Here is a 24,385-nt window from a genome sequence, read left to right on the forward strand (position 1 = left end):
GCCAAGAGTGTTTACACGACATTCTGGCAACAGAATTTCTTGACGACCATAGAGCATTGGAACCACCTGATCCCATCCCGAACTCAGCAGTGAAACGATGCATCGCCGATGGTAGTGTGGGGTTTCCCCATGTGAGAGTAGGTCATCGTCAAGATTCATTTCGCAAAACCCCTATCTGCGTGAGCAGGTAGGGGTTTTGTCTTTCCGGCGCGGTGGTTGCAGTCTCAACCCCTCGCCAGTTCCGCCAGGTGGGCTGTTGCTTCCTCGCTCTTGAGCACCAATACATCGCCTTTCAACGCGTCTAGCACCACCTCTGCGGTGTTTCCGATCAAAGCGCCGGTTATGCCGGTTCGGCCGACGGTACCCATGATGGTCACGACAGCGTCGTACTTGTCCTCCGTGAAGGGGATTAGAACATCCGCCGGGCCTTCTGCGATGTGCAGGCGATCATCACTGATATCGAACTCGGCTTGGAAAGCTGTGCATGCGTCCCTATAGCGCTGCTCGATGGTTTCGCTGAGTTGGAAGGCGGGGTCGGAAGCGGAAAGCATGGGGGAGGGATGGGCGCAGATCACATGCAATTCCCCTTTGGCCAAGCTGGCGATTGCATAACCGTGATCGATGATACTGGCATGCAGGCGACGGTGGTCCTCGTCCTGATTGCCGACATCAACAGCAGCAAGAATCACTCCACCGGTCCAGGGCCGCTCGCTCTTGACCATCAACACTGCGCAAGGGCACTGACGCAACAGCTTCCAGTCGCTGGGTGTCAGTATCGCCTTTTTCAGTGGGTTATCCGGTCGATGCTCCTTGATCACCAGTTCGCAACCTTCAGCCTGCTGCACCCGAATAATGGTTTCGTGCAGGCTTTCTTGCCAAGCCTCTTCATGGGTGACATTGATATACCCATCATCGCGCAACTGGCTTTGCAGCAAACTCAAAAGGGCACTGTGCTCACGATTCTTGTCACACATCAGCAGGTGCAGGCGGGCACCTGTCACACCTGCGATCAGTTTGGCCCGGGTCAGTGCGCGGCTATGGGCATGCGCAGGGTCTAGAACGACAAGGATGCTGCGGACGGCTTGCATGGGCGTTAGCTCCCTTCAAAGATGGCGACCTGTGCCTGACTATAGTCCGCGCCGCGCACGCCGCCGTTTGATGTACATCAAGCATAGCCACTGGCGTTGGCCGACGCCGCCGGTATAATTCCTGGTCCTGCCTGTCCTGTGTGGTTGTGTGCTTATGTCCCTGATCCCCGAAATCGACGCTTTCCTCGGCTGTCCCACCCCAGACGCTTGGATCGAGGCGGCGCTGTCGGATCAGGAAACCTTGCTGATCGACCACAAGAATTGCGAGTTCAAGGCTGCCAGCACCGCGCTGAGTCTGATCGCCAAGTACAACACGCACCTGGACCTGATCAACATGATGTCGCGCCTGGCCCGTGAAGAGTTGGTGCATCATGAACAGGTGCTGCGTCTGATGAAGCGTCGTGGTGTGCCATTGCGGCCGGTTTCCGCCGGGCGTTATGCGTCGGGTCTGCGCCGTCTGGTACGGGCCCACGAGCCGGTCAAACTGGTCGACACACTGGTTGTCGGGGCCTTTATCGAGGCGCGTAGTTGCGAGCGCTTCGCAGCCTTGGTGCCGCACCTGGATGAAGAGCTCGGCACCTTCTATCACGGGCTGCTGAAAAGCGAGGCGCGCCATTATCAGGGTTACCTGAAGCTTGCACACCAGTACGGTGCTGAGGCGGATATTGCCAAGCGTGTGGAGCTGGTGCGCGAGGCAGAGGTCGAACTGATCAGTTCACCCGATCAGGAATTGCGCTTTCACAGCGGTATCCCCATGGCGCAGGCTGCCTGATCCACTTCAAGAACGCCGCCCCAGCAACAACCCGATGACCAAGCCAAAGCCCGCGGAAATGGCAACGGTTTGCCAAGGATGCCCGCCAATGTAGTCCTGGGTGGCATCCATCACGGGTTGGGCCTTGGCACGTACCCGGTTGGCAGACTCACGGGCCTGGCGCAATTTGAGGCTGACTTGGGCGCGCAGGGTTTCTGCCTCTTCGCCTACCAGGGAGGCGCTGTCGTTGAGGAGCTTCTCTGACTCTTCGATCAATGCCTGCAGCTCGCTGAACACTTGGTCCTTGATTTGTTCGCTTTCGGTAATCAGGGCGGTTTTCCGGGCCATGAACACATCCTCGTCGATGGGTGAGTTGAATAATGGATGCCGGTGCGGCGGGAAAGTTGCGCCGGCTTACCGATCATTCGCCCCTACAGTGTAAGATAGCGACCATTTTTCACATGCAGGTATCCCCATGAGTTTCAATCTGGCCAACAAGAGCTTCGAGGAACGGGCGCAGATCGAGGCAGAAAAGGCCCGCTTGTTCGAACTGTGGCAGAACAACCTCGGCAAAGCCAAGGGCGAGGCCGCGCGGCTGATTGCCGAAAAGCCCCGGCGCAAAGGCAAATGGGCCGAGTGGGTACGTGCCGAGCTTGACAGCATGTCGCCACCGGAATACGCAAACATGGTGCGCAGCGAGGTCAACAAGCTGATGGCCGCCGCCAGCGCCAATCGTTGAGCGCCTGATATCCTGCACTCAACGATAAAGGCTGCCACCCTGAGGCAGGTCAAGCTTGCCCTGGTCGGTGAAACGCACCGTGCCAAACAACCCTCCCGCCAGTTTTCCGCGCAACACATAGGGCAGGCCTTGCAGTGAGTCCAGCTTGCGCAGCCCATAGGCCTGGCGCAGGAAGGAGAACGCAGTGATGCTGACCGGCACCACGATCACCGCTTCGTCGTATCGGCCGATGTGCCCCTTCTGGTCGCTGACGCCGGCCGCCAGTGGCTGGCCATTCACTTCCAGATTGAGTGCGACACCGTCGTAATCGACCGATGCATCATTAGGGTTCTGCACGCGCATCTTCACTGCCATGCGCATCTCCAGTTCTTGTCCTGGCAAAGGCTCGATGCCGATGACGCTGATGTTCAGTGGGTCGCGCGCCTGGAACAGCGCACAGGCACCGAGCCCAAGCGCCATCAATAGCATCAGTGCATAACGGGCGCAGCGCACAAGACGGTCACGCATAGAGGTGGCCTTTTCGTTAGAAAATCAGCATGCAGTGTGGCAAATGCACGAGGACGTTGAAAGTCTCGGGCCTTATGAAAGATACTGTTTCTCATTAACGCCCGATAATCTCTCTTACTGGCTGCTTCTCACTCAATGCTGACGTCTCCCGTGTCTGGTCTGCTGGCAAGTTTCCAGGAGCACTACGACGACCTGCTGCAGTTTCTCACCCGGCGTATGAACGACCGGCAGCGGGCCGCCGATGTGGCGCAGGAGACCTATCTGAAGCTCGTACAGGTCGATCAGCAGGCGATACCGGTTCTGCATGCGCGCAGTTACATCTTTCGCGTGGCCGGCAATCTGGCGATCGATGCCCTGCGTCGTGAGCAGCGTATCGCGTCCCGCCACGATGACAGTGACGGTGCGGGAGAGATTGCCTGTCCGGCCCCCGCGCCGGAAGCGGCGCTGCTTGCCCGCGAGCGTTTGCAGATACTCGACCAAGCGCTGCTGCAATTGCCCAGCAAACCCCGCGAAGCCCTGTTGCTCAACCGCGTCGAAGGCCTGACCCAGGCGCAAATTGCACAGCGGCTGGGCGTTTCCGAGAGCATGGTGGCAAAATACATCGGCCAAGCCCTGCGCCACTGCCGTGACTGGGTCAAACACAACCATGACTGATGCCCTTGCCATGCCCGCGCCTCCACCGACCAGCGACCTGTCCAACGACGCCCTTGACTGGCAGGTGCTGCTGCATTCTGGCAACGCCAGTGCGGCAGACCACGCACGCTATCAACGCTGGTGCCAGCTCAGCGCGGCCCATGCCGAGGCGGCGCGGGAGGCCCAAGCGCTCTGGGAGGATATCGGCGGCACTTCCGCTGCCGCATCGTTCATTGCGTCGCCGGCACCGCGCAAGCGCCACTGGTTTGCTGGCATCGCCGCATCAGTGGTGCTGTTGGTGGCGGGCTACAGCGGTTGGCAGCAGGCCCCAGTCTGGCTGGCGGACTATCACACAGGCGTGGGGCAGCGGCAGAGCATTACCCTGGCCGATGGCTCGCGGGTGGTGCTCAACAGTGCCAGCGCCTTGACCGTGGCCTTTACCGATCATGAGCGCAGGGTCGTGTTGCGGGCCGGCGAGGCGTTGTTCGAAACGGTCAACGATGTGCGCCCCTTTGTTGTCGATACTGGCGATGAGACCGTGCGGGGCGACACCGCCGTGTTCAGCGTGCGCAGCGACGGCCGGGTGGTGCTGGCCGAAGGTGAGGCAAGGGTAGCGGGGCAGCTCGTGCCGGTATCGGCAGACGCCAGCGCGCAGACAGCCTGGCAGCGCGGCAAGCTGATTTTCAATGGCAAGCCATTGGGCCAGGTGCTGGCAGAGCTTGAGCGTTATCAGCAGGGTCGCATCCTGTTGTCGGACAGCCAGCTGGCCACACTGCAAGTCAGTGGCGTTTTCGATCTTGACGAGCCTCACGCTTTGTTGCGCACACTCGAGCAGCGTTACGGCCTGAAGGTCACCTATCTGCCATGGCTGGCTGTAGTGCATTGAGTCGTCAGAAAAAATAATCGAAATTTTTTTCATTCAGCACTGCAAGTTCATGCAGGCCAGATCGTCGTAGTGGGACTGATCAGCAACCCATTCTCATTTACGACTTGTCTGGAAGCTTATTCGTGACACTCACGCTCAAGCCTTTGCACCGCCGCGGCGGTCGGTTCCATCATGCCTTGCTGTCCTGCACCGCCCTGGCCATGCTTGCCAGCCCGCTGCAGGTCTGGGCCGACTCCGCTCGCGATCAAGCCCGGGTCGAAGCTCGACAGGTACAGCTCGATCTCCCTGCGCAGGCCCTCGACCAGGCCCTGACCGCGTTTGCCGACCAGGCGGGTTTGCACCTGCTGTACACCACCAGCGACGTCGCAGGGCTCACCAGCCCGGCACTGCAGGGTAGCTACAGCATCGAGCAGGCATTGCAACAGCTGCTGGCCGGAAGCGACATGGCCTGGCAGTTCAGCGACGTCCGCACCGTAACCCTGCGCAGGGCCGAAGGTGCGCCGCAGGCGATCAATCTCAAGCCCATCGAAGTGAGCGTGGCGTCGCGTACCAGCACTGCCATCAGTGAAATTCCTGGTACGGTCTGGGTCGTTGACCAACAGCAGCTGCGCGAGCAGATCGACAGCGGCGTCAGTCTCAAGGAGGCCATCGGCAAGTTGGTGCCTGGCCTGGACCTGGCCCCTGAAGGCCGCACCAACTACGGCCAGAACATGCGCGGGCGCAACGTGTTGGTGATGATCGACGGTGTCAGCCAGAACAGTTCGCGCGGTTTGTCGCGCCAGTTCGATAGCATCTCGCCGTTCAACGTCGAGCGCGTGGAAGTGTTGTCCGGCGCCAGCGCCATCTATGGCGGTGGTGCCACCGGCGGCATCATCAACATCGTGACCAAGAAGGGCGAGCCGGGGCCTGCACGTTTCGAGACTCAGTTTGGCGCCAGCAGCGGCTTCAACAACAGCGACGACCTGGCCACTCGTTTCGCTCAGTCGGTCAGCGGCGGCAATGAGCGGGTGAAGGCTCGCCTGGGAGTTTCCGGCGAACAGAACGAGGCGTTCTATGACGGTGCGGGCGACCAGATTTTCATCGACAACACTCAGACCGACTTGCAGTACAACCGCACCCTCGATGTGCTCGGCACCCTGGGGCTCACCTTGAGCGACGAGCAGAGCCTCGACCTGTTGGCCCAGTACTACGATTCCGGTAACCACGGCAGCACCGGCATCTACTTCCCCAACCTCAACTACAACGCACCGTCAGACTTAGAAGACGCCGAGCTGCGCGGTGGTTATTCCTCTGACCTGGAACCTCGCACCCGTCGTCTGCTACTCAATGCCAACTACCACCACACCGATGTGCTGGGCCAGGACTTCTACCTGCAAGCTTCGTATCGCAAGGAGGACGACAATTTCTATCCGTTCCCTTACTACAACCGCGCCACTCCCACCGGCTCGCGCGGCGTGTACTTCGCCGCGTCGCAGCAGAATTTCGAGGTCACCAGCCTCAAAGGGTTGTTCGCCAAGCAGTGGGATACGCTCAAGCTCACTTACGGGGTAGACCTTGACCGAGAGCGCTTCAATGCCCAGCAGACCACCTTCGATGCACTGACCTCGTCTGAAAGCGGTGGCCTGGACCTGGACAAAGCCAGCAAGGCGGACCGTTACCCCAGCTACCGGGTCGACGGTGTGTCCGTTTACGCCCAGCTCGATTGGCATGCGACCGATAACCTGACCCTGTCCACAGGCGCACGACGCCAGCAGATGGACGTGGATGTCAGCGATTTCAAGGGCGTGCCGGGCGGCAGCAATGACTACCAGGTCAATCTTTACAACATGGGAGCCATCTACGATTTCAAGAATGGCCACCAGGTTTGGACCAACTACGGTGAAGGTTTCGACCTGCCAGACCCTGCCAAATACTACGGCAAGCAAGGCCTGAGCGTGGCCGACAACCCGCTGGCGGGTATCAAGAGTCGTCAGGTCGAGCTCGGCTGGCGCTACGCCGATCTGGATTGGGATGCCCAGGCAGCGTTGTACTACATCTGGTCGGACAAGATCATCAACGTCGACTCGCAGACGCTGACCATCGATGTGGAAGACCAGAAGAGCCGAGACTTTGGCTTTGAAGGGGCGTTGACCCGGCACTTTCAGAGCGGTTGGGAGGCGGGCGGCACCCTGCACCTCACCCGCTCTGAGGAAGAAGACGCCAATGGCGGCTGGGACAAGCGCGACGCTCGATATGCATCGTTGTCCAAATCCACTGCGTTCGTTGGCTGGAAAGGTGACGGCCGTAGCGCACGCCTGCAGGCCAACCATGCATTCAGCTTGAAGGATGACGCTGACCACGAGATCGACGGGTATACGACCTTCGACCTGCTGGCCAGCCAGGACACCGGTTTCGGCACCTTCAGCGCGGGTATCCAGAACCTTCTGGACAAGCAGTACAGTACGGTCTGGGGGCAGCGAGCGACATTGTTCTACTCACCAACTTATGGGCCAGCTTACCTGTATGACTACCAAGGACGGGGCCGGACCTACACCCTGACCTGGAGCATGGCCTACTAACCGGTGCTTGCGCGTGCTGGCCGGATCGCCGGCCGGCGCCTACAGGTGCTTTACGCGCCCTGTAGGCGCCGACTGATCGTTTCATGAGACGAACGCCCCTTGCAGATCCTCCACGAATGCGCCCTGCGCCTCCCCGCAGGCCTGCACTCGATGCCAGGCCAAAGTGAACGGCACAAGGAAATCCAGCGCCGGATCCAGCGCTCGCAGCAGACCTTGCGCCTCCCAAGGTGCTGCGTAATGGCACGGTAGGTAACCGATATGTCGGCCCGACAGGATGAATGCCAGTACACTTTCGGTCTGCTCCGCCACCGCCATGCTTCGGTGGCTTTGAAACGGCTCGCCTGATTTGAGAAAGCGATACGGGTGACGAACCTGGTCCGCTTCGAGCAACTGTCCGTGCTCGACGTGCGGCACCGCGAACAGCGCGTGGCCCTTGCCGCAGTACAAGCGCTGGCGCTCTTCGAACAACGGTTGGTAATCGAACGCTGCCTGGTTACCGGAGAAGTAGCTGATGGCGTAATCCAGCCGCTGCTCCAGCAACAGTCGTTCCAACTCTGCCGGTGGTGCGCTGATCAATTGCAACTGGACGGATTCGTCCCGCTCACGAAAGCGCGATATCGCGTTGGCGATGCGCAGGCTCACCGACGTGTCCTGGCCCTCTGCCAAACCCAGCCGTACAGTCCCCAGCAGCCTTCCGCCAACGCCATTGGCCTGCTGACGAAAGTGCTCGATGTTCAGCAACAATTCGCGGGCAGCATCCAGCAATAACTGGCCTTTTTCAGTCAGTCGGAAGCCACCCTTGCCACGGTTGCACAGGCGATAGCCCAGGCGGGTTTCCAGCTGCGCCATGCGATGGCTGATGGTGGGTTGGCTGAGCCCAAGTACGCCCTGGGCGGCACTGAAACCACCGGCCTCTACTACAGTGACGAACAGCCGCAGCAGGTGCAGGTCGGGGTCTTGCAGTTGGCCAAGCATACATTGCTCCTGATGAATGTCAGCTTTACAAACTTGCCATTCTTGCAATGTAACTCGGCTGGCATGCTGGCGGCATCCACCCATTTGCCGAGGTGTTCGTCATGCGTCGATCGTTGTGTCTGTTGTCCCTGGTACTGGCCTTGCCGCTGCAGGCCGAAGAGAAGGTCGTGAACCTTTACAGCTGGGCGGACTATGTCGCGCCGCAAACCCTTGAGCGCTTCGAGCGCGAGACCGGCTACAAGGTCCGCTACGACACCTTCGACACCACCGAAGTGCTGGAAACCAAGCTGTTGACGGGGGGGAGCGGCTACGATGTGGTGGTGCCATCTTCCACGGTGCTGGCGCGTGCGCTGAAGGCCAGTGCGTTACAACCCTTGAACGCACAGGCAATGCCTGGCTATGCCAATCTCGACAAGGACCTGCTGGCAAAACTGGCCGAGGCCGACCCCGGTAACCGTTACGCAGTGCCCTACACCTGGGGCACATTGGGCCTGGGGGTGAATGTCGAAGCGGTGCGCGAGCGATTGGGTGACGTGCCGCTGGACAGCCTCGACCTGCTGTTCAAGCCCGAGTACGCCAGCCGACTCAAATCATGCGGGATCGCCATGCCCGACTCACCCCAGGAGGTCATCGGCCTGGCCCTTAACTACCTCGGTAAAGACCCGTACAGCCAGGACAAGAACGCGCTTGCCGCCGCCCGCCAGTTGCTGGACCAACTGCAGCCGTCGATCAGCTACGTCGCCAACGGCCGCCAGATCAACGACCTGGCCAACGGCAGCGTGTGCCTGGCATTGACCTACAACGGCGACGCCGCCATGGCGGCCGACCAGGCGCGCAAGGCCGGCAAGCCATTCCAGCTCATCTACCGCATTCCGCGGGAAGGCACCCTGGTGTGGCAGGACAACCTGGTCATTCCCAAGGATGCCCCGCATCCGGAGGCTGCCCGGGCGTTCATCGCCTTCATGCTCAAGCCAGAATCGGTAGCCGCGCTGACCAATACGCTGTTTTTCGCCAACGCCAACCAGGCCGCCACCCCCTTGGTGGACGACGCGGTACGTAACGACCCGGATATCTATCCACCTGCCGCGGTGCGTGAGCGTCTGTACGCCGACCGCAGCATGGCATTGTCCGACCTGCGCCAGCGCAACCGCTTGTGGACGGCATTTCGCAGCGGGCAGTAATCGATAACGACATAGGAGCGACACCGTGGACCAAGCCGCCAACAATGACCAGGCCATGACCCGCGACAGCTTGTACGGCACTGCTGCTGAAAGCACCTACGCAGGCATTACCAGTTTCTCCCGGCGCCGCTACAGCCGCGATTTGCGTGGGGTGGATGTAGTGGTGAGCGGGGTGCCTTTCGACACCGCCACCAGCAACCGCCCAGGCGCACGTTTCGGGCCGCGAGCGATTCGTGCCGCTTCGGTGCAGCAAGCCTGGGCACGGCACTGGCCCTGGGCGTTCGATCCCTTCGACCACCTGGCGGTCATCGACTATGGCGACTGTGCGTTCGACAGTGGGACGCCACAGTCGGTGCCGGAAAGCATAGAGGCCCATGCCAATCGGATACTCGAAGCAGGGTGTGCCATGTTGACCCTGGGCGGCGACCACTTCATCAGCTACCCGCTGCTCAAGGCCCATGCCCGGCGCCACGGGCCGCTGGCGCTGATTCACTTCGATGCACACAGCGACACCTGGCCCGACGAAGATGGCAAGCGCATCGATCATGGCACCATGTTCTGGCACGCTGCGCGCGAAGGCTTGGTCGATCCAACGCATTCCGTGCAGATCGGCCTGCGCACCACCAATGACGACAGCCAGGGCTTTGCCATCCTCGATGCCCGCCAGGTCCATCGCCTGGGCACGGAGGCGGTTATCGAAGCGATCCGCCAGCGAGTCGGTGATCGGCCGGTATACCTGACTTTCGATATCGACTGCCTCGACCCAGCTTTCGCCCCAGGCACGGGGACCCCGGTATGCGGTGGCCTTAGCACCGTACAGGCCCTCGAGATTCTGGGTGGATTGCGTGGCATCAACCTGGTGGGCATGGACCTGGTGGAGGTGGCGCCGGCTTATGATCATGCCGATATCACTGCCCTGGCGGGGGCAACCCTGGCCATGGAAATGCTCTGCCTGTATGCGGCGCGACACAAACTCACCGACACATCACGGGGTCTGTAGGCGTCGGCTGGCCGGCGACCAGGCCATCGGAAAGGACCGATGGCCTTGCGTCGCAACGGTCAGGTACAGCGCCGCCAAAGGCCCATACTGAAACATCACGAATCAACTCCATCCGCTTTCACACTTTTGCCGCGAACCCCTTGCGCCTTAGGCTATCCAACCTTCGAGGCGCGTCATTTTCGTACAGGAGGTGAAGCATGAACATCACGATGCCAACCTTGGGCCTCGGCCTGTTGCTGTGCTTGCCACTGCAAGCGGCGCCCCTCCAGCCGCTGCAGCTCGCTGCTGGCAACAACAACCCTTACAACAGCCCAATCCAGCGCGCCAATCCGAATAGCCGCCAAGGTAGCGTCCAGCCGGCGCCTCCGGTACGCGGGCCTTCGACCGTGCCCATTCAGCGAACGCCCAGCCTGGACAACCGCGGCATCGGTAACGGCGACAACCTTCGGCGTCAGCAGCAAGCGCCAAACCTTGAACCCACTCGGCCACCGCGCGACACCCAGCGCGTGCCGTGAGCCCCGCATCGGAAGGAACCCTGCATGACACGACCCACCTGGCTGATTACCCTGACCGCCGCAGCGTTATTCCCGCTGCTGGCCCAAGCCGCTTCCCAGCAGCAGTTTCCCAGTGAAGAGGGGCCGTTAATCGTCGATACCGTGGCCGATGGCCTGCGCAATCCCTGGTCACTGGCGTTTTTACCGGGTGGCAAGGACATGCTGGTGACCGAGCGGCCTGGCAATCTGCGCATCGTCAATGCCGAGGGCAAGGTTGGACCACCCGTCAGTGGCGTGCCCGAGGTGTGGGCCGAAGGGCAGGGTGGTTTGCTGGATGTGGCGCTGTCGCCTGAGTTCGGGAAGGACCGTACCGTCTACCTGTCATTTGCAGAGGAGGGCAGCGACGGCAAGGCCGGGACGGCCGTCGGTCGCGGCCAGCTTTCGGCGGATCGTGCACGACTGGAGAACTTTACCGTGATCTTCCGTCAGTTGCCCAAGCTGTCGGAGGGCAACCACTTTGGTTCGCGGCTGGTGTTTGACCGAGACGGCTACCTGTTCATCGCGCTGGGCGAGAACAACCAGCGGCCCACCGCCCAGGACCTTGACAAGCTGCAGGGCAAGATCGTGCGCTTGTGGCCCGACGGCAGCGTGCCGAAGGACAACCCCTTCGTCGGCCAGGACGCCGTGCGCCCGGAGATCTGGTCTTACGGCCATCGCAACCAGCAGGGCGCTGCCCTCAATCCATGGACCGGAAAACTCTGGACCCACGAACATGGCCCACGCGGCGGTGACGAGATCAACATCCCGCAAGCGGGCAAGAATTACGGGTGGCCCATCGCAACGCATGGCATCAACTATTCGCTGCTGCCGATCCCCGAAGCCGAGGGCAAGCACGTCGATGGCATGATCGACCCGCACCATGTGTGGGAGAAGTCACCCGGAATCAGCGGCATGGCGTTCTACGATAGCCCCACCTTCCAAGCCTGGGGCCACAACTTGTTCATCGGCGCACTGGCCACCCAGGAATTGATCCGACTGCAGTTGGTGGGAGACAAGGTCGTCCATGAGGAGCGGCTGCTGGGCCAGCTCAAGGCGCGGATTCGAGATGTGCGGGTGGGACCGGACGGTTATCTTTATGTGTTGACCGATGAGAAGGATGGAAAGCTGCTGAAAGTTGGGTTGGACGAAGATTGAGGTCGAGCCGCAGGTCGCAGGAGTGCCTATGCTCAAGCATGCATTCCAGGGAGTCGTCTCATGCCTGCCACCTCCATCACCAGCCTTCGGGCCGCACCCTGTGAGCTGATCATCGACACCGATCCCGGGGCCGACGATCTGGTCGCGCTGTTACTGGCCATGGCATCGCCAGATGAGCTGAGTATTCGTGCGATCACCACCGTGGCTGGCAATGTGCACCTTGCCAAGACCTCGCGCAATGCTCGCCTGGCCTGTGAGTGGGGTGGTCGGGAGGATATCCCGGTGTATGCCGGGGCCGCCCGGCCACTGGTACGTGCGCCTGTCCATGCCGCCGAATTGCACGGTGAAGAAGGCTTGAGTGGTGTGACGGTTCATGAGCCGGCCAAGCCCCTGAGTCAGGGCAATGCCGTGCAGTACCTGATCGATACCCTGGGCGCCGCTGAACCTCACAGCATCACCCTGGCCATGCTCGGCCCGCAGACCAACCTGGCACTTGCGCTGATCCAGCGTCCGGAAATAGCCAAGGGCATCAAGGACGTGGTGGTCATGGGCGGTGCCCACTTCAATGGCGGCAACATCACGCCGACGGCGGAATTCAACATTTATGCCGATCCTCACGCCGCCGAGGTAGTGCTGGCAAGTGGCGTTCGCCTGACCTACCTGTCGCTGGACCTGACCCACACGCTACTCACCAGCGATGCTCGTCTGCGGCAGCTGGCGGCTATCCACAACCGTGCCAGTCAAGTGGTGGTGGATATACTCAACGCCTACATCAAGCACGACATGGACGTGTATGGGATGCCCGGCGGGCCTGTGCATGACGCCAGCGTCATCGCCTACCTGGTCAAGCCAGAACTGTTCAGTGGTCGACGTGTCCATCTGGTGGTAGACAGCCGTGAAGGCGCAACCTTCGGCCAGACCATCGCCGATTGGTACGGTGTGCTCAAGCGTCCGGCAAACGTGATGTGGGTATCGCAGGGCGACGCCCAGGGGCTGTTCGATCTGCTCAGTGAGCGTCTGGCGAGATTGCGATAGCCGGCTGTGGGGCGTAGCGCTCGATGACCTGCTCGACGAAACTGCGCGCCGCTTCGGCACCGCGGTCACGTACCAGCAGGTCGATGGCGATCAAAAGCAGCTCCTCCGGGGTGCCAGGGCTGTAGGCGCTCTGGCCCTCGGCCCATTTGACCTTGATGTCGGCGTCGATGCTGTGGCTGCTCATGGAAGGCTCTCGCTGAAGGCCCGGTATGGAGAGGCGAACACCTGACCCTGGCGTTCGAGGGAGGCATGATGCGCTCCACTTCTTGCAGTAAATCATGACTTTGCGTCAAGCACCCTGCGACTTAAGAATAAAAGGCCATGTCGGGCAAACCAAGAGGCTGGTGCAAAATTCAGTCACGATTGCTTTTCGTCTCGACTGGCGAGATCAGGCAGACTTGTGCGGTTTTGCAACAAACTATGAGTGAAGCTGTCGCATTAGGCAGTTCCCGGATTGATTTTAGGAGGATTCATGTTCCGTACCCGTGCTTCCCTGGCGACCCTGCTACTGGCGTCCGTCCTGGCAGGTTGCAGCTCTGGCGGTCACTCGGGCGGCGGTGCCCCGGCAGCGGCGGCTGGCAACGATGGGCGCTGCGATGCCAGTGGGGCCGATTTCGCCATTGGCAAGCCAGGTAGCGCCGAACTGCTCGAGCAGGCGCGAAAGGCCAGCGGCTCGCAAATGGCACGCATCCTCAAACCCCATGACGTGGTCACCCTGGAGTATCGCTCCGAGCGTTTGAACCTTAATGTCGACGAGCGAGGGGTAGTCATCCGCGCCAACTGCGGTTAAGGGGCAGGGCCGAGCGTGCCCGGCGGACACCCAAAAAAAACCCGCCACGGAGGCGGGTTTTTTCAGCTGTCCGAATTACTCCGGACGAACCTGAGCAGCCTGCATGCCCTTCTGGCCGCGCTCAGCGACGAAGGAAACAGTCTGGCCTTCTTTCAGGCTCTTGAAGCCGTCGGTTTCGATGGCCTTGAAGTGTACGAACAGGTCGTCGCCGCCGCCTGCTGGGGTGATGAAGCCGTAGCCTTTCTCATCATTGAACCATTTGACGGTGCCGTTTTGGCGATTGGACATGGGGTGAATCTCCAGACATTTAATTTTTCAGTGGTGCAATGCGGCCGAGGCTACGGAGCACCGGCGACATCATAGTCTAATTCTGCGCATCTAGCGCCTTTTACCTTCGCAGGATACTGATCCAGGGCAAACAAAGTGTTGATTGCTTGCTCAGGACTTCGGTTTGCATGCCGCCTGCACGACAGTTTGCGCTTTCTGCATCAGCTTGGCGTCAACGCCGTCCTTGCTATCCAGGTCTTCGATCTCCTTATCGCTGAAATTCTTTTTGATGGCTTGCGCGCCGCATTCGCAGTGCTTTTTCGCGGTCGCAGCGTCCACGCCCTGTCCGCTGGCCACTTGGGTGCACTGGGCCATGTAACCAGCCTCCTTCCCAGGGGGGAAGTTGCCAGCGTTCGCAGCGACAGGCAGCAGCAGGGCGCTAGCGGCCGCCAGGGCCAGAAGAGAGTGAAGTCGCATAACCGGTTACTCCTTGGGTTAAGGTCTCATCAAGAGTAGGTTGCTTCCCAAGGTCTGATAGGATTTTTTCCGCGTTAGTTCACCACAACCGCGTAATTCCCAAATATTTCTGCCTGCTGTGCAACCCGCGTGCTAGCATGGCCGGCTTGTGGCTGCCCTGACGGCGCCTACATTTATCTTTTTCACTTTCCAGTCACTCAGGTCCCCCTGGCAAGCCGAAAGGTTTCTGCCACTGTGAGGCAGGCTTTCCCAAGGGAAAGGCAGGTCGGATCTTGTACTGGCTCATCCCAACCCACGTGACCTTTGGTAGGGGTCACCACTAGGAGAGGAGGCGCCATGCCCATTATTACTCTTCCCGATGGCAGTCAACGTTCGTTCGACAAGGCCGTATCCGTAGCCGAAGTCGCCGCCTCGATCGGCGCTGGTCTGGCCAAGGCCACCCTGGCCGGTAAAGTCGACGGCAAGCTGGTCGATGCCTGCGACCTGATCGAGAACGACGCCACCCTGCAGATCATCACCCCTAAAGATGAAGAGGGACTGGAGATCATTCGTCACTCGTGCGCCCACCTGATCGGCCACGCGGTGAAGCAGTTGTACCCGACCGCCAAGATGGTGATCGGCCCGGTGATCGACGAAGGCTTTTATTACGACATCGCCTACGAGCGTCCTTTCACCCCGGATGACCTGGCCGCCATCGAGCAGCGCATGCAGCAGTTGATCGACAAGGACTACGACGTCATCAAGAAGATGACTCCGCGCGCCGAGGTCATCGACGTGTTCAAGAACCGTGGCGAGGACTACAAGCTGCGCCTGGTCGAGGACATGCCCGACGAGAAGGCCATGGGGCTGTACTACCACGAAGAATACGTCGACATGTGCCGTGGCCCGCACGTGCCGAACACTCGTTTCCTCAAGGCCTTCAAGCTGACCAAGCTGTCCGGCGCCTACTGGCGCGGTGATGCCAAGAACGAACAGTTGCAACGCGTGTACGGCACCGCTTGGGCCGACAAGAAGCAGCTGGCCGCCTATATCCAGCGCATCGAAGAAGCCGAAAAACGCGACCACCGCAAGATCGGCAAGCAGCTGGACCTGTTCCACCTGCAGGAAGAAGCACCCGGCATGGTGTTCTGGCACGCCAATGGCTGGACCGTTTACCAGGTACTCGAGCAGTACATGCGTAAAGTCCAGCGCGAGAACGGCTACCAGGAAATCAAGACCCCACAGGTTGTCGACCGTATCCTCTGGGAGCGCTCCGGCCACTGGTCCAACTACGCCGAGAACATGTTCACCACTTCGTCGGAAAGCCGCGATTTTGCCGTCAAGCCGATGAACTGCCCGTGCCACGTGCAGGTGTTCAACCAGGGCCTCAAGTCTTACCGCGACCTGCCGCTGCGCTTGGCCGAATTCGGTGCTTGCCACCGTAACGAGCCGTCTGGCGCGCTGCACGGCATCATGCGTGTACGTGGCTTCGTTCAGGACGATGCGCACATCTTCTGCACCGAAGACCAGGTGAAGAAGGAAGCTGCCGACTTCATCAAGCTGACCCTGGACGTGTACAAGGACTTCGGTTTCACCGACGTCGCCATGAAGCTGTCGACTCGTCCCGCCAAGCGCGTGGGTTCCGAAGAGTTGTGGGATCGCGCCGAAGGCGCCCTGGCCGATGCGCTGAACGAGTCGGGCCTCGAGTGGGAATACCAGCCGGGCGAGGGGGCGTTCTACGGTCCGAAGATCGAGTTCACCCTGCGCGACTGCCTCGGTCGTAACTGGCAGTGCGGTACGCTGCAGTACGACCCGAACCTGCCTGAGCGTCTGGATGCCAGCTATATCGCCGAAGATAACAACCGTAAGCGCCCGGTCATGCTGCACCGTGCCATCCTCGGTTCGTTCGAGCGCTTCATCGGCATGCTGATCGAGCACTACGCGGGTGTGTTCCCTGCCTGGCTGGCACCAACCCAAGCGGTGATCATGAACATCACCGACAAGCAGGCCGATTTCGCCCTCGAAGTAGAAAAAGCCCTGAACGGTAGCGGTTTCCGTGCCAAGTCGGACTTGAGAAACGAGAAGATTGGCTTTAAAATCCGCGAGCATACTTTGCTCAAGGTCCCGTACCTTTTGGTTATAGGGGATCGCGAAGTCGAAACGCAGACCGTCGCCGTACGCACCCGTGAAGGCAAAGACCTCGGCTCCATGCCGGTGGCTGAATTCACGCAGCTGCTCAACAGCGCTGTAGCCCAGCGCGGTCGCCTAGAATCGGAGTAATGACTATTAAGCGTGAAATGAGAAACGATAAACGAACTGCACCGAAAGCCCCGATCAACGAGAATATCTCGGCACGCGAGGTTCGGTTAATTGGCGCTGACGGCGAGCAGATTGGCATCGTCTCGATTGATGAAGCGCTTCGAATCGCTGATGAAGCGAAGCTGGATCTGGTGGAAATCTCTGCAGACGCGCAACCGCCCGTCTGCAAGGTGATGGACTACGGCAAGCACCTCTTCGAGAAGAAGAAGCAGGCCAACGAAGCCAAGAAAAACCAGAAGCAGATCCAGATCAAAGAAATCAAGTTTCGTCCAGGGACGGAAGAAGGGGATTACCAGGTAAAACTACGCAACCTGGTACGTTTCCTTACTGATGGGGACAAGGCCAAGATCTCTCTGAGATTCCGTGGCCGTGAGATGGCTCACCAGGAGCTGGGCATGGAGCTGTTGAAGCGGGTCGAAGCCGACCTCGCCGAATACGGCTCCGTTGAGCAGCATCCGAAGATGGAAGGACGCCAGCTTATGATGGTCATCGCCCCCAAGAAAAAGAAGTAATCTCCCGGGCACGGCAGGCCTGATGATTATGTGTAATTTTATCGAATGCGGAGTTCCAACATGCCAAAAATGAAAACCAAGAGCGGTGCTGCAAAGCGCTTCCTGAAGACCGCTTCCGGCTTCAAGCACAAGCACGCTTTCAAGAGCCACATCCTGACCAAAATGTCGACCAAGCGTAAGCGTCAACTGCGCGGTGCCAGCCTGCTGCACCCGTCTGACGTTGCAAAAGTCGAGCGCATGCTGCGCGTACGTTAATTTCGGTCAAAGATAGAGGAAGTTACTCATGGCTCGTGTAAAGCGCGGCGTTATCGCTCGTAAGCGTCACAAGAAAATTCTGAAACTGGCTAAAGGCTACTACGGTGCACGCTCGCGCGTATTCCGCGTCGCCAAGCAGGCTGTCATCAAGGCTGGCCAATACGCCTACCGTGACCGTCGCCAGAAGAAGCGTCAGTTCCGCGCCCTGTGGATCGCTCGTATCAACGCCGGTGCCCGCACCAACGGTCTGTCCTACAGCCGTCTGATTGCTGGCCTGAAAAAGGCGTCGATCGAAATCGACCGTAAGGTTCTGGCTGACCTGGCAGTGAACGAAAAAGCGGCGTTTGCTGCGATTGTCGAGAAAGCTAAAGCCGTTCTGGCTTAAGTACCCACGACAATCATCCGGCGGCGCGCTGCGGCGCCGGGTGTAAAACGTCATCGATAGGGGAAGAGCCTTCAAAAGCTCTTCCCCTATTTTCGTATCTGGAGTCTGTACATGGAAAACCTGGACGCGCTGGTTGCCCAAGCCCTCGAGGCCGTGGAACGCGCTGAAGACATCACTACCCTGGAACAGATCCGGGTTCAATTCCTCGGCAAGAAGGGCGAACTGACCCAGGTGATGAAGACCCTGGGCAACCTGCCAGCCGAAGAGCGGCCGAAAGTCGGCGCGCTGATCAACGACGCCAAGGAACGCGTCACCGACGTGCTCAACGCACGCAAGGCCGCCTTTGAAGAGGCCGAGCTCAGCGCTCGCCTGGCCGCCGAATGCATTGACGTGACCCTGCCAGGCCGTGGCCAGACCACTGGCGGCCTGCACCCGATCACCCGTACCCTCGAGCGCATCGAGCAGTTCTTCACCCACATCGGCTACGGCATCGCCGAAGGCCCGGAGGTCGAAGACGACTACCACAACTTCGAAGCGCTCAACATCCCAGGCCACCATCCGGCCCGGGCGATGCACGACACCTTCTATTTCAATGCCAACATGCTGCTGCGCACCCATACCTCGCCGGTACAGGTCCGCACCATGGAATCGAGCCAGCCGCCGATTCGCATTGTCTGCCCAGGCCGCGTCTACCGCTGCGACTCGGACATTACCCACTCGCCGATGTTCCACCAAGTCGAAGGCCTGCTGATCGACCGCGGCATCAACTTCGCCGACCTCAAGGGCACCATCGAAGAGTTCCTGCGGGTGTTCTTCGAGAAAGAGCTGGCCGTGCGCTTCCGCCCGTCGTTCTTCCCCTTCACCGAGCCGTCCGCCGAAGTGGATATCCAGTGCGTGATGTGCGCTGGCAACGGCTGCCGCGTGTGCAAGCAAACCGGCTGGCTGGAAGTGATGGGTTGCGGCATGGTGCACCCGAACGTGCTGCGCATGTCTGGCATCGACCCGGAAGAGTTCCAGGGTTTCGCCTTCGGCATGGGCGCCGAGCGCTTGGCCATGCTGCGCTATGGCGTCAACGATTTGCGTCTGTTCTTCGACAACGACCTGCGGTTCTTAGCGCAATTCCGCTAGGCCTATCCGACGCAATTTTCAGGAGAACAGCATGAAATTCAGTGAACAGTGGCTGCGCGGTTGGGTAAACCCGCAAGTCTCCCGTGACGAACTGGTCGCCCGTCTGTCCATGGCCGGCCTCGAAGTCGACAGCGTTACCCCCGCTGCCGGGCAGTTCAGCGGTATCGTCGTGGGCGAGATCCTCGCCACCGAACAGCACCCGGACGCCGACAAGCTGCGCGTCTGCCAGGTAAGCAACGGCCAGGAAACCTTCCAGGTTGTCTGCGGCGCCCCTAACGCACGTCCAGGCATCAAGATCCCGTTCGCCATGATCGGCGCCGAGTTGCCAGGTGACTTCAAGATCAAGAAAGCCAAGCTGCGCGGTGTCGAATCCTTCGGCATGCTGTGCTCGGCCGCCGAACTGCAGATCAGCGAAGAAAACGACGGCTTGCTGGAGCTGGCCGCCGACGCCCCGGTAGGTGAAGACATTCGCCAGTACCTGAGCCTGGACGACGCCAGCATCGAGATCGGCCTGACCCCGAACCGTGGCGATTGCCTTTCCATCGCCGGTCTGGCGCGCGACGTCAGTGCGCTGTACAACGTCCCGGTTACCCGCCCGAACGTGCCGGCGGTACCGGCTGCGCACGACGAAGTGCGTCCGGTCGAAGTCAGTGCTCCGGCTGCTTGCCCGCGTTACCTGGGCCGCGTCATCCGCAACGTCGACCTGAGCAAGCCGACTCCGCTGTGGATGGTTGAGCGCCTGCGCCGCAGCGACGTGCGCAGCATCGACGCTGCCGTCGACATCACCAACTACGTGATGCTTGAGCTGGGCCAGCCCATGCACGCTTTCGACCTGGCTGAGATCAACGGCGGCATCCGCGTGCGCATGGCCGAAGAGGGCGAGAAGCTCGTCCTGCTCGACGGCCAGGAAGTAGCCCTGCGGGCCGATACCCTGGTCATCGCCGACCACACCCGCCCCCTGGCCATTGCCGGCGTCATGGGGGGCGAGCACAGCGGCGTGAACACCGAGAAGACCCGCGACCTGTTCCTGGAAAGCGCCTTCTTCGAGCCGATTTCCGTCGCTGGTAAAGCCCGTTCCTACGGCCTGCACACCGACGCCTCGCACCGCTATGAGCGTGGTGTCGATTCGCAGCTGGCTCGCGAAGCCATCGAGCGCGCTACTGCGCTGGTGCTGGAGATCGTGGGTGGCGAAGCCGGTCCGGTGGTCGAGGCTGCCAGCGAGCAGCACTTGCCGAACATCGCCCCGATCACTCTACGCGCCGACCGCATCACCCAGATGCTCGGCATGGAAATGGACCCGGCCCAGGTCGAGCAACTGCTCAACGCCCTGGAGCTGACCACCACGCGCAGCGGAGAGGGGGAGTGGACCGTCAACGTCCCGAGCCACCGCTTTGACATCAGCCTGGAAGTCGACCTGATCGAAGAGCTGGCCCGCCTGTACGGTTACAACAACCTGCCGGTCCGTTATCCGCAAGCGCGCCTGGCGCCGCAAGCCCGCCCGGAAACCCGTGGCGAGCTGCCAAACCTGCGTCGCCTGCTGGTTGCTCGCGGCTATCAGGAAGCCATCACCTACAGCTTCATCGACCCGAAACTGTTCGAGCTGTTTAGCCCAGGTGTCGAGCCGCTGCTGCTGGCCAACCCTATCTCCAACGATATGGCTGCCATGCGTGCGTCGCTCTGGCCGGGTCTGGTGAAGGCGCTGCAGCACAACCTCAACCGCCAACAAGACCGCGTTCGCCTGTTCGAAAGCGGCCTGCGTTTCGTTGGCCAGCTGGGTGATCTCAAGCAGCAGCCGATGATTGCCGGCGTGGTCACCGGTAGCCGCCTGCCAGAAGGCTGGGCCAACGGTCGCGATGGCATCGACTTCTTCGATGTCAAGGCCGATGTGGAGGCCCTGCTGGGTTACTCGGGAGCGTTGAACGACTTCACCTTCAGCGCTGGAAAACACCCCGCCCTGCACCCTGGCCAAACCGCCCTGATCGAGCGCGACGGCAAGCAGGTCGGCTACCTGGGCGCCATCCACCCAGAGCTGGCCAAGGCCCTGGATCTGGATCGCCCGGTGTTCCTGTTCGAGCTGGTGCTGGGTGAGGTGGTCGAAGGCCGTCTGCCGAAGTTCAGTGAACTCTCCAAGTTCCCGGAAACCCGTCGTGACCTGGCGCTGATCGCCGGCCGTGACGTGGCCTCCAGTCAGGTGCTTGAAGTGATTCGTAACAATGCCGGCGAATGGCTGACAGACCTCAGGCTGTTTGACGTCTACCAGGGTAAAGGTATTGATCCTGATAGAAAAAGCCTGGCAGTCGGCTTGACCTGGCAGCATCCATCGCGCACTCTTAACGACGATGAGGTGAACACGACCCTGCAGAACATCCTCACCTCGCTCGAACAAAGGTTGAACACCACGTTAAGGAAATAACGGTATGGGTGCTCTGACGAAAGCTGAGATGGCCGAAAGGCTGTACGAGGAGCTGGGACTCAACAAGCGTGAGGCCAAGGAGTTGGTAGAGCTGTTTTTCGAAGAAATTCGGCACGCGCTTGAGGAGAACGAGCAGGTGAAGTTGTCAGGTTTCGGCAACTTCGACCTTCGCGACAAACGGCAGCGGCCGGGCCGCAACCCCAAGACGGGGGAAGAGATCCCGATTACCGCGCGCCGCGTCGTCACCTTTCGTCCAGGGCAAAAGCTGAAAGCCCGGGTAGAGGCCTATGCTGGAACCAAGCCATAACGACGAACTGCCCCCCATACCGGGCAAACGCTACTTCACTATTGGTGAAGTCAGCGAGTTGTGTGCGGTGAAGCCGCATGTGCTGCGGTATTGGGAGCAGGAGTTTCCCCAACTCAACCCGGTCAAGCGGCGCGGGAACAGGCGGTATTACCAGCGGCAAGATGTGCTGATGATTCGTCAGATCCGTGCACTGCTGTACGACCAGGGCTTCACCATTGGCGGGGCGCGGTTGCGGCTTTCCAGTGATGAGGTAAAGGACGAGTCCAGCCAGTACAAGCAGCTGATTCGGCAGATGATTGCCGAATTGGAAGATGTGCTGGTCGTGCTCAAGAAGTGATCTGCACCCGACGAATGGAAGTTTCTTGAAAAAAAAGCTTCCATTAATCAGATGGTTAGGGTAGATTCTTCATCGTTCTCAGCGGTATCGAGAATAGAGTCGGGGCGTAGCGCAGCCCGGTAGCGCACTTGCATGGGGTGCAAGGGGTCGAGTGTTCGAATCACTCCGTCCCGACCAATATATTCAGCAACTTAGCCACCTTCGGGTGGCTTCGTTGTTTCTGGGGCTAGTGACTTTTCGAGTGACTTCGCCTTTTTCCTCATCCGATCCTCCTCTTCAAAATTGTCAGTACCGGTCCACGCGAGTCGGTGGCCGACACCTTGTTTGCTGCTTCTATCAGCTGACCAAGCTCCGCGCCGGAGTAGTGACTGGTCACGCTGCCGTTCTTATGGCCCAATAACGCCTTGCGGTCCTCTTCAGTAACTCCTGCTGCTTTCAGCCTCCTGCCGAAAGTGTGCTTGAGGTCATGAATGCGTATGGATGCGAACCCGGGGTGTGCCGGCCGTAAGTGTTGCTCCTGCCAGAGCTTCGCCGCGCGCACCCGAGCCTTCTTCCAGGCTGAGTCGTTCATGCGATGCATCGCCGTGCCGTTGTAGGGGAAAACCCACTCACGACTGATACCTCGCTGGCTATCGACTACCGACTTCGCCACGCTGTTCAGCACTACCAGGCGCTCGTCCCGGTTCTTGACCCCAGAGTTTTCATGTCGACCGCCAAACTCGGCCGGTATCAGAAACACGCTGGTGCCAAGCTCCGGCACGAAGATTTCCCAGTCCCACCTCAGCTTGCAGACCTCTTGCTCGCGGCAACCTGTGTTCACCTTGAACAGGGCCATGCGCTGCAGGTGGTCCGGCAACTCCCCGAAGAGAATTGACTGCTCCTCCCATGTCATGGGGTAGGGCTTTCGGCTCGCCTTCTTCTCTTCCAGCTTGGTCAGCAACGGTACGCTGTCCAGCCAAGGCCTGCGCTCCTCGTCCCGCCACTTCCTGCAAGCCAGCGACAACACGCGAATCGCACGCTCGATCGCGATGTTGATCGTCCGGTTGCTCACTCCCTTCTTTATTGTCCCGTCCGGCAGAACGCTGTCCGCCTTTCGGTCCCGGATGAATGGTGCCAGTGCCTCATCATCGATATGCGTCAGAGGCAGGTGGCCGATGTAGTCATCCAGCTGGCCAAGGTAGGTTGCGGTGACCTTGAATGACGGCTGGTCCTTGTGTTCTATCAGGTACCGGGCAGCCGCGGCACTGAAGGTCTTGATCTCGCGAACGCCATACACCTTGCGCAGCCGCATCTTCTCCAGGATGTGAATCAGGTACTGCTCGGCCTCTACCCGGTCAGTAGTGCCAGTGCTCTCTTGAATTCGCTCCCCCCTGTAGACTTTGTCGATTTTCCAGATGCCGTTTGGCATTTTCTGGAGCCCTGTGATTGCCTTTTTGGCCATGGAGTCTCCTTGGATTCCCCGGCCATACTTCCGCTGCGGGGTCGATTGTTGTCCTGATTGCTTGCCTTTTCAACGGCCATGGCCTCGATGTAGGCGTCTGCCCAGGCATCCAACTCCAGTCGGTCGAAGCCGATGCCCTGTTTCCCGATCGGGAACTCGCGGACATGCGGCCTGACGGTATTCTTGAATTCGTCCTTGCACATGCCGAGGTACCCTGGCGCGTCTTTCGCGCGCAGGAACCTTGGCTGCAAGGCTGTCGGTGCAGCTGCAGTGGCGTTTGCCATGTGTGTCTCCTGCGGCCGATCAGGCCAAGAAGTGATGCCCGACCTTCGCCGCGCGGGCGGCTTCCTCGGTGCGGAACATGAGTCGGGTAGTGCTGGTTCTGCCCCAGCTGTTGTATTCGACGTCGACCCACCAAGCGCCGAACTTGCGGTACGGCTCGCCGAGGATCTTCGTGACGTAGCAGTCGATCAGGTTCATGGATGGTCTCCACGCCGCCGGTGGCGGCAGGTTGGTGGTCAGGCCAGCAGCACGTCGCGCACGACTTCCCAGAGTCGGGCGGCGGGCCATTGGTAGCGATCGAAGTCTGTGTCCGGCTGGACGCCGTAACGGCAGGTTGAGTGGGCGCCGGCGGGGTACTCGCCGCGCTTCTGCATGATGGTGGCAACTCGGCCGTCACCGCCTGGCTCGGTCCGGTGGTACTCGTAGGCCCTGGTGGTGTACACGTCGCCGGC

At 60.3% G+C, this 24,385-nt stretch carries 27 protein-coding genes, 1 tRNA gene, 1 rRNA gene and 2 pseudogenes; 21 read left to right on the plus strand and 10 right to left on the minus strand.

All coding sequences use genetic code 11. The features are described from left to right. The first annotated feature begins 38 nt into the window (after positions 1 to 38). Positions 39 to 154 (plus strand): 5S ribosomal RNA (rrf, locus tag H620_RS0118075). A 70-nt stretch (positions 155 to 224) separates the two neighbouring features. Here rrf and H620_RS0118080 read toward each other — a convergent pair. Then, positions 225 to 1,088 (minus strand): universal stress protein, encoded by an 864-nt coding sequence (locus tag H620_RS0118080; protein ID WP_023379781.1) that lies wholly within the window; start codon positions 1,086 to 1,088, stop codon positions 225 to 227. 154 nt (positions 1,089 to 1,242) lie between these two features. Here H620_RS0118080 and H620_RS0118085 point away from each other — a divergent pair, with 154 nt between their 5' ends. After that, entirely contained in the window at positions 1,243 to 1,860 is a 618-nt protein-coding gene (locus H620_RS0118085; protein WP_023379782.1) for a MiaE family protein, read from the plus strand. 6 nt (positions 1,861 to 1,866) lie between these two features. On the opposite strand, the gene H620_RS0118090 is transcribed toward H620_RS0118085, so the two are convergent. Next, positions 1,867 to 2,187 carry an ElaB/YgaM/YqjD family protein gene (locus H620_RS0118090; RefSeq protein WP_027907811.1) on the minus strand — a complete coding sequence of 107 codons (321 nt, stop codon included), beginning with the start codon at positions 2,185 to 2,187 and terminating at the stop codon, positions 1,867 to 1,869. 127 nt (positions 2,188 to 2,314) lie between these two features. On the opposite strand from H620_RS0118090, the gene H620_RS0118095 reads away from it, so the two are divergent. Beyond that, the gene (locus tag H620_RS0118095) at positions 2,315 to 2,578 is read left to right on the plus strand and encodes a hypothetical protein (RefSeq protein WP_023379784.1); all 264 of its coding nucleotides are present in this window, start codon (positions 2,315 to 2,317) and stop codon (positions 2,576 to 2,578) included. A gap of 18 nt (positions 2,579 to 2,596) precedes the next feature. Here H620_RS0118095 and H620_RS0118100 read toward each other — a convergent pair whose 3' ends face one another. Then, a complete protein-coding gene (locus H620_RS0118100) occupies positions 2,597 to 3,085 on the minus strand; it encodes an LEA/WHy family protein (RefSeq protein WP_023379785.1) in 489 nt (162 codons plus the stop codon). A 135-nt stretch (positions 3,086 to 3,220) separates the two neighbouring features. Here H620_RS0118100 and H620_RS25910 point away from each other — a divergent pair. The 3 genes and pseudogenes from H620_RS25910 to H620_RS0118110 all read left to right on the plus strand — a co-directional run. Beyond that, positions 3,221 to 3,727, plus strand: a pseudogene (locus H620_RS25910) (RNA polymerase sigma factor); the annotation flags it as partial. A 4-nt stretch (positions 3,728 to 3,731) separates the two neighbouring features. Then, entirely contained in the window at positions 3,732 to 4,604 is an 873-nt protein-coding gene (locus H620_RS25915) for a FecR family protein (protein WP_148299908.1), read from the plus strand. A gap of 122 nt (positions 4,605 to 4,726) precedes the next feature. After that, on the plus strand, positions 4,727 to 7,162 hold the full coding sequence (locus tag H620_RS0118110; protein WP_023379786.1) for a TonB-dependent receptor: 2,436 nt from the start codon (positions 4,727 to 4,729) through the stop codon (positions 7,160 to 7,162). Between the two features lie 81 nt (positions 7,163 to 7,243). On the opposite strand, the gene H620_RS0118115 is transcribed toward H620_RS0118110, so the two are convergent. Further along, positions 7,244 to 8,137 (minus strand): LysR family transcriptional regulator, encoded by an 894-nt coding sequence (locus H620_RS0118115; protein WP_027907812.1) that lies wholly within the window; start codon positions 8,135 to 8,137, stop codon positions 7,244 to 7,246. A 101-nt stretch (positions 8,138 to 8,238) separates the two neighbouring features. Here H620_RS0118115 and H620_RS0118120 point away from each other — a divergent pair, with 101 nt between their 5' ends. The 5 genes from H620_RS0118120 to H620_RS25920 all read left to right on the plus strand — a co-directional run bounded on the left by H620_RS0118120 (position 8,239) and on the right by H620_RS25920 (position 13,041). Continuing rightward, a complete protein-coding gene (locus tag H620_RS0118120) occupies positions 8,239 to 9,318 on the plus strand; it encodes an extracellular solute-binding protein (protein ID WP_023379788.1) in 1,080 nt (359 codons plus the stop codon). 25 nt (positions 9,319 to 9,343) lie between these two features. Next, the gene (gene speB, locus H620_RS0118125) at positions 9,344 to 10,318 is read left to right on the plus strand and encodes an agmatinase (protein WP_027907813.1); all 975 of its coding nucleotides are present in this window, start codon (positions 9,344 to 9,346) and stop codon (positions 10,316 to 10,318) included. 197 nt (positions 10,319 to 10,515) lie between these two features. Further along, positions 10,516 to 10,833 (plus strand): hypothetical protein, encoded by a 318-nt coding sequence (locus H620_RS0118130; protein WP_023379790.1) that lies wholly within the window; start codon positions 10,516 to 10,518, stop codon positions 10,831 to 10,833. Between the two features lie 24 nt (positions 10,834 to 10,857). Further along, positions 10,858 to 12,006 carry a PQQ-dependent sugar dehydrogenase gene (locus H620_RS0118135; protein WP_027907814.1) on the plus strand — a complete coding sequence of 383 codons (1,149 nt, stop codon included), beginning with the start codon at positions 10,858 to 10,860 and terminating at the stop codon, positions 12,004 to 12,006. A 60-nt stretch (positions 12,007 to 12,066) separates the two neighbouring features. Then, on the plus strand, positions 12,067 to 13,041 hold the full coding sequence (locus H620_RS25920) for a nucleoside hydrolase (RefSeq protein ID WP_023379792.1): 975 nt from the start codon (positions 12,067 to 12,069) through the stop codon (positions 13,039 to 13,041). Here the strand turns inward: H620_RS25920 and H620_RS25925 are convergent. After that, positions 13,013 to 13,225: a hypothetical protein gene (locus H620_RS25925; RefSeq protein ID WP_023379793.1), complete on the minus strand. Its 213-nt coding sequence runs from the start codon at positions 13,223 to 13,225 to the stop codon at positions 13,013 to 13,015. The genes H620_RS25920 and H620_RS25925 overlap by 29 nt on opposite strands. Positions 13,226 to 13,513: 288 nt before the next feature. Between H620_RS25925 and H620_RS0118150 the strand changes: the two genes are divergently transcribed. Next, entirely contained in the window at positions 13,514 to 13,831 is a 318-nt protein-coding gene (locus tag H620_RS0118150) for an I78 family peptidase inhibitor (protein WP_023379794.1), read from the plus strand. A gap of 75 nt (positions 13,832 to 13,906) precedes the next feature. On the opposite strand, the gene H620_RS0118155 is transcribed toward H620_RS0118150, so the two are convergent. Continuing rightward, positions 13,907 to 14,119, minus strand: a complete 213-nt coding sequence (locus tag H620_RS0118155) for a cold-shock protein (protein ID WP_023379795.1) — start codon at positions 14,117 to 14,119, stop codon at positions 13,907 to 13,909. A 150-nt stretch (positions 14,120 to 14,269) separates the two neighbouring features. Then, positions 14,270 to 14,575, minus strand: coding sequence for a hypothetical protein (locus tag H620_RS0118160; RefSeq protein ID WP_023379796.1), 306 nt, complete (start codon positions 14,573 to 14,575; stop codon positions 14,270 to 14,272). 336 nt (positions 14,576 to 14,911) lie between these two features. On the opposite strand from H620_RS0118160, the gene thrS reads away from it, so the two are divergent. The 9 genes from thrS (at position 14,912) to H620_RS0118205 (ending at position 22,387) form a co-directional block, all read left to right on the plus strand. Beyond that, entirely contained in the window at positions 14,912 to 16,834 is a 1,923-nt protein-coding gene (thrS, locus tag H620_RS0118165; protein WP_023379797.1) for a threonine--tRNA ligase, read from the plus strand. Continuing rightward, positions 16,834 to 17,385 carry a translation initiation factor IF-3 gene (gene infC / locus H620_RS0118170; protein WP_013972005.1) on the plus strand — a complete coding sequence of 184 codons (552 nt, stop codon included), beginning with the start codon at positions 16,834 to 16,836 and terminating at the stop codon, positions 17,383 to 17,385. The genes thrS and infC overlap by 1 nt, the downstream gene beginning before the upstream one ends. 60 nt (positions 17,386 to 17,445) lie before the next feature. Continuing rightward, entirely contained in the window at positions 17,446 to 17,640 is a 195-nt protein-coding gene (gene rpmI / locus H620_RS0118175; RefSeq protein ID WP_003250667.1) for a 50S ribosomal protein L35, read from the plus strand. Between the two features lie 28 nt (positions 17,641 to 17,668). After that, on the plus strand, positions 17,669 to 18,025 hold the full coding sequence (gene rplT, locus H620_RS0118180) for a 50S ribosomal protein L20 (RefSeq protein WP_003250671.1): 357 nt from the start codon (positions 17,669 to 17,671) through the stop codon (positions 18,023 to 18,025). Positions 18,026 to 18,136: 111 nt separating this feature from the next. After that, positions 18,137 to 19,153: a phenylalanine--tRNA ligase subunit alpha gene (gene pheS / locus H620_RS0118185; protein ID WP_023379798.1), complete on the plus strand. Its 1,017-nt coding sequence runs from the start codon at positions 18,137 to 18,139 to the stop codon at positions 19,151 to 19,153. Positions 19,154 to 19,184: 31 nt separating this feature from the next. Further along, on the plus strand, positions 19,185 to 21,566 hold the full coding sequence (gene pheT, locus H620_RS0118190; protein ID WP_023379799.1) for a phenylalanine--tRNA ligase subunit beta: 2,382 nt from the start codon (positions 19,185 to 19,187) through the stop codon (positions 21,564 to 21,566). 4 nt (positions 21,567 to 21,570) lie between these two features. Then, positions 21,571 to 21,873, plus strand: a complete 303-nt coding sequence (gene ihfA / locus H620_RS0118195) for an integration host factor subunit alpha (protein ID WP_003250679.1) — start codon at positions 21,571 to 21,573, stop codon at positions 21,871 to 21,873. Then, entirely contained in the window at positions 21,854 to 22,210 is a 357-nt protein-coding gene (locus H620_RS0118200; protein ID WP_011533210.1) for a MerR family transcriptional regulator, read from the plus strand. Before ihfA ends, H620_RS0118200 begins: the two co-directional genes overlap by 20 nt. 100 nt (positions 22,211 to 22,310) lie before the next feature. Continuing rightward, a tRNA-Pro gene (locus H620_RS0118205) sits at positions 22,311 to 22,387 on the plus strand. 82 nt (positions 22,388 to 22,469) lie between these two features. On the opposite strand, the gene H620_RS0118210 is transcribed toward H620_RS0118205, so the two are convergent. The 3 genes and pseudogenes from H620_RS0118210 to H620_RS0118220 all read right to left on the minus strand — a co-directional run. Further along, on the minus strand, positions 22,470 to 23,651 hold the full coding sequence (locus tag H620_RS0118210; protein ID WP_027907816.1) for a tyrosine-type recombinase/integrase: 1,182 nt from the start codon (positions 23,649 to 23,651) through the stop codon (positions 22,470 to 22,472). A gap of 303 nt (positions 23,652 to 23,954) precedes the next feature. Continuing rightward, positions 23,955 to 24,131 (minus strand): hypothetical protein, encoded by a 177-nt coding sequence (locus H620_RS27225; protein ID WP_167332802.1) that lies wholly within the window; start codon positions 24,129 to 24,131, stop codon positions 23,955 to 23,957. Positions 24,132 to 24,169: 38 nt separating this feature from the next. Then, positions 24,170 to 24,385, minus strand: a pseudogene (locus tag H620_RS0118220) (hypothetical protein); the annotation flags it as partial.

The sequence above is a fragment of the Pseudomonas taiwanensis DSM 21245 genome (assembly GCF_000425785.1).
GTDB lineage: Bacteria > Pseudomonadota > Gammaproteobacteria > Pseudomonadales > Pseudomonadaceae > Aquipseudomonas > Aquipseudomonas taiwanensis.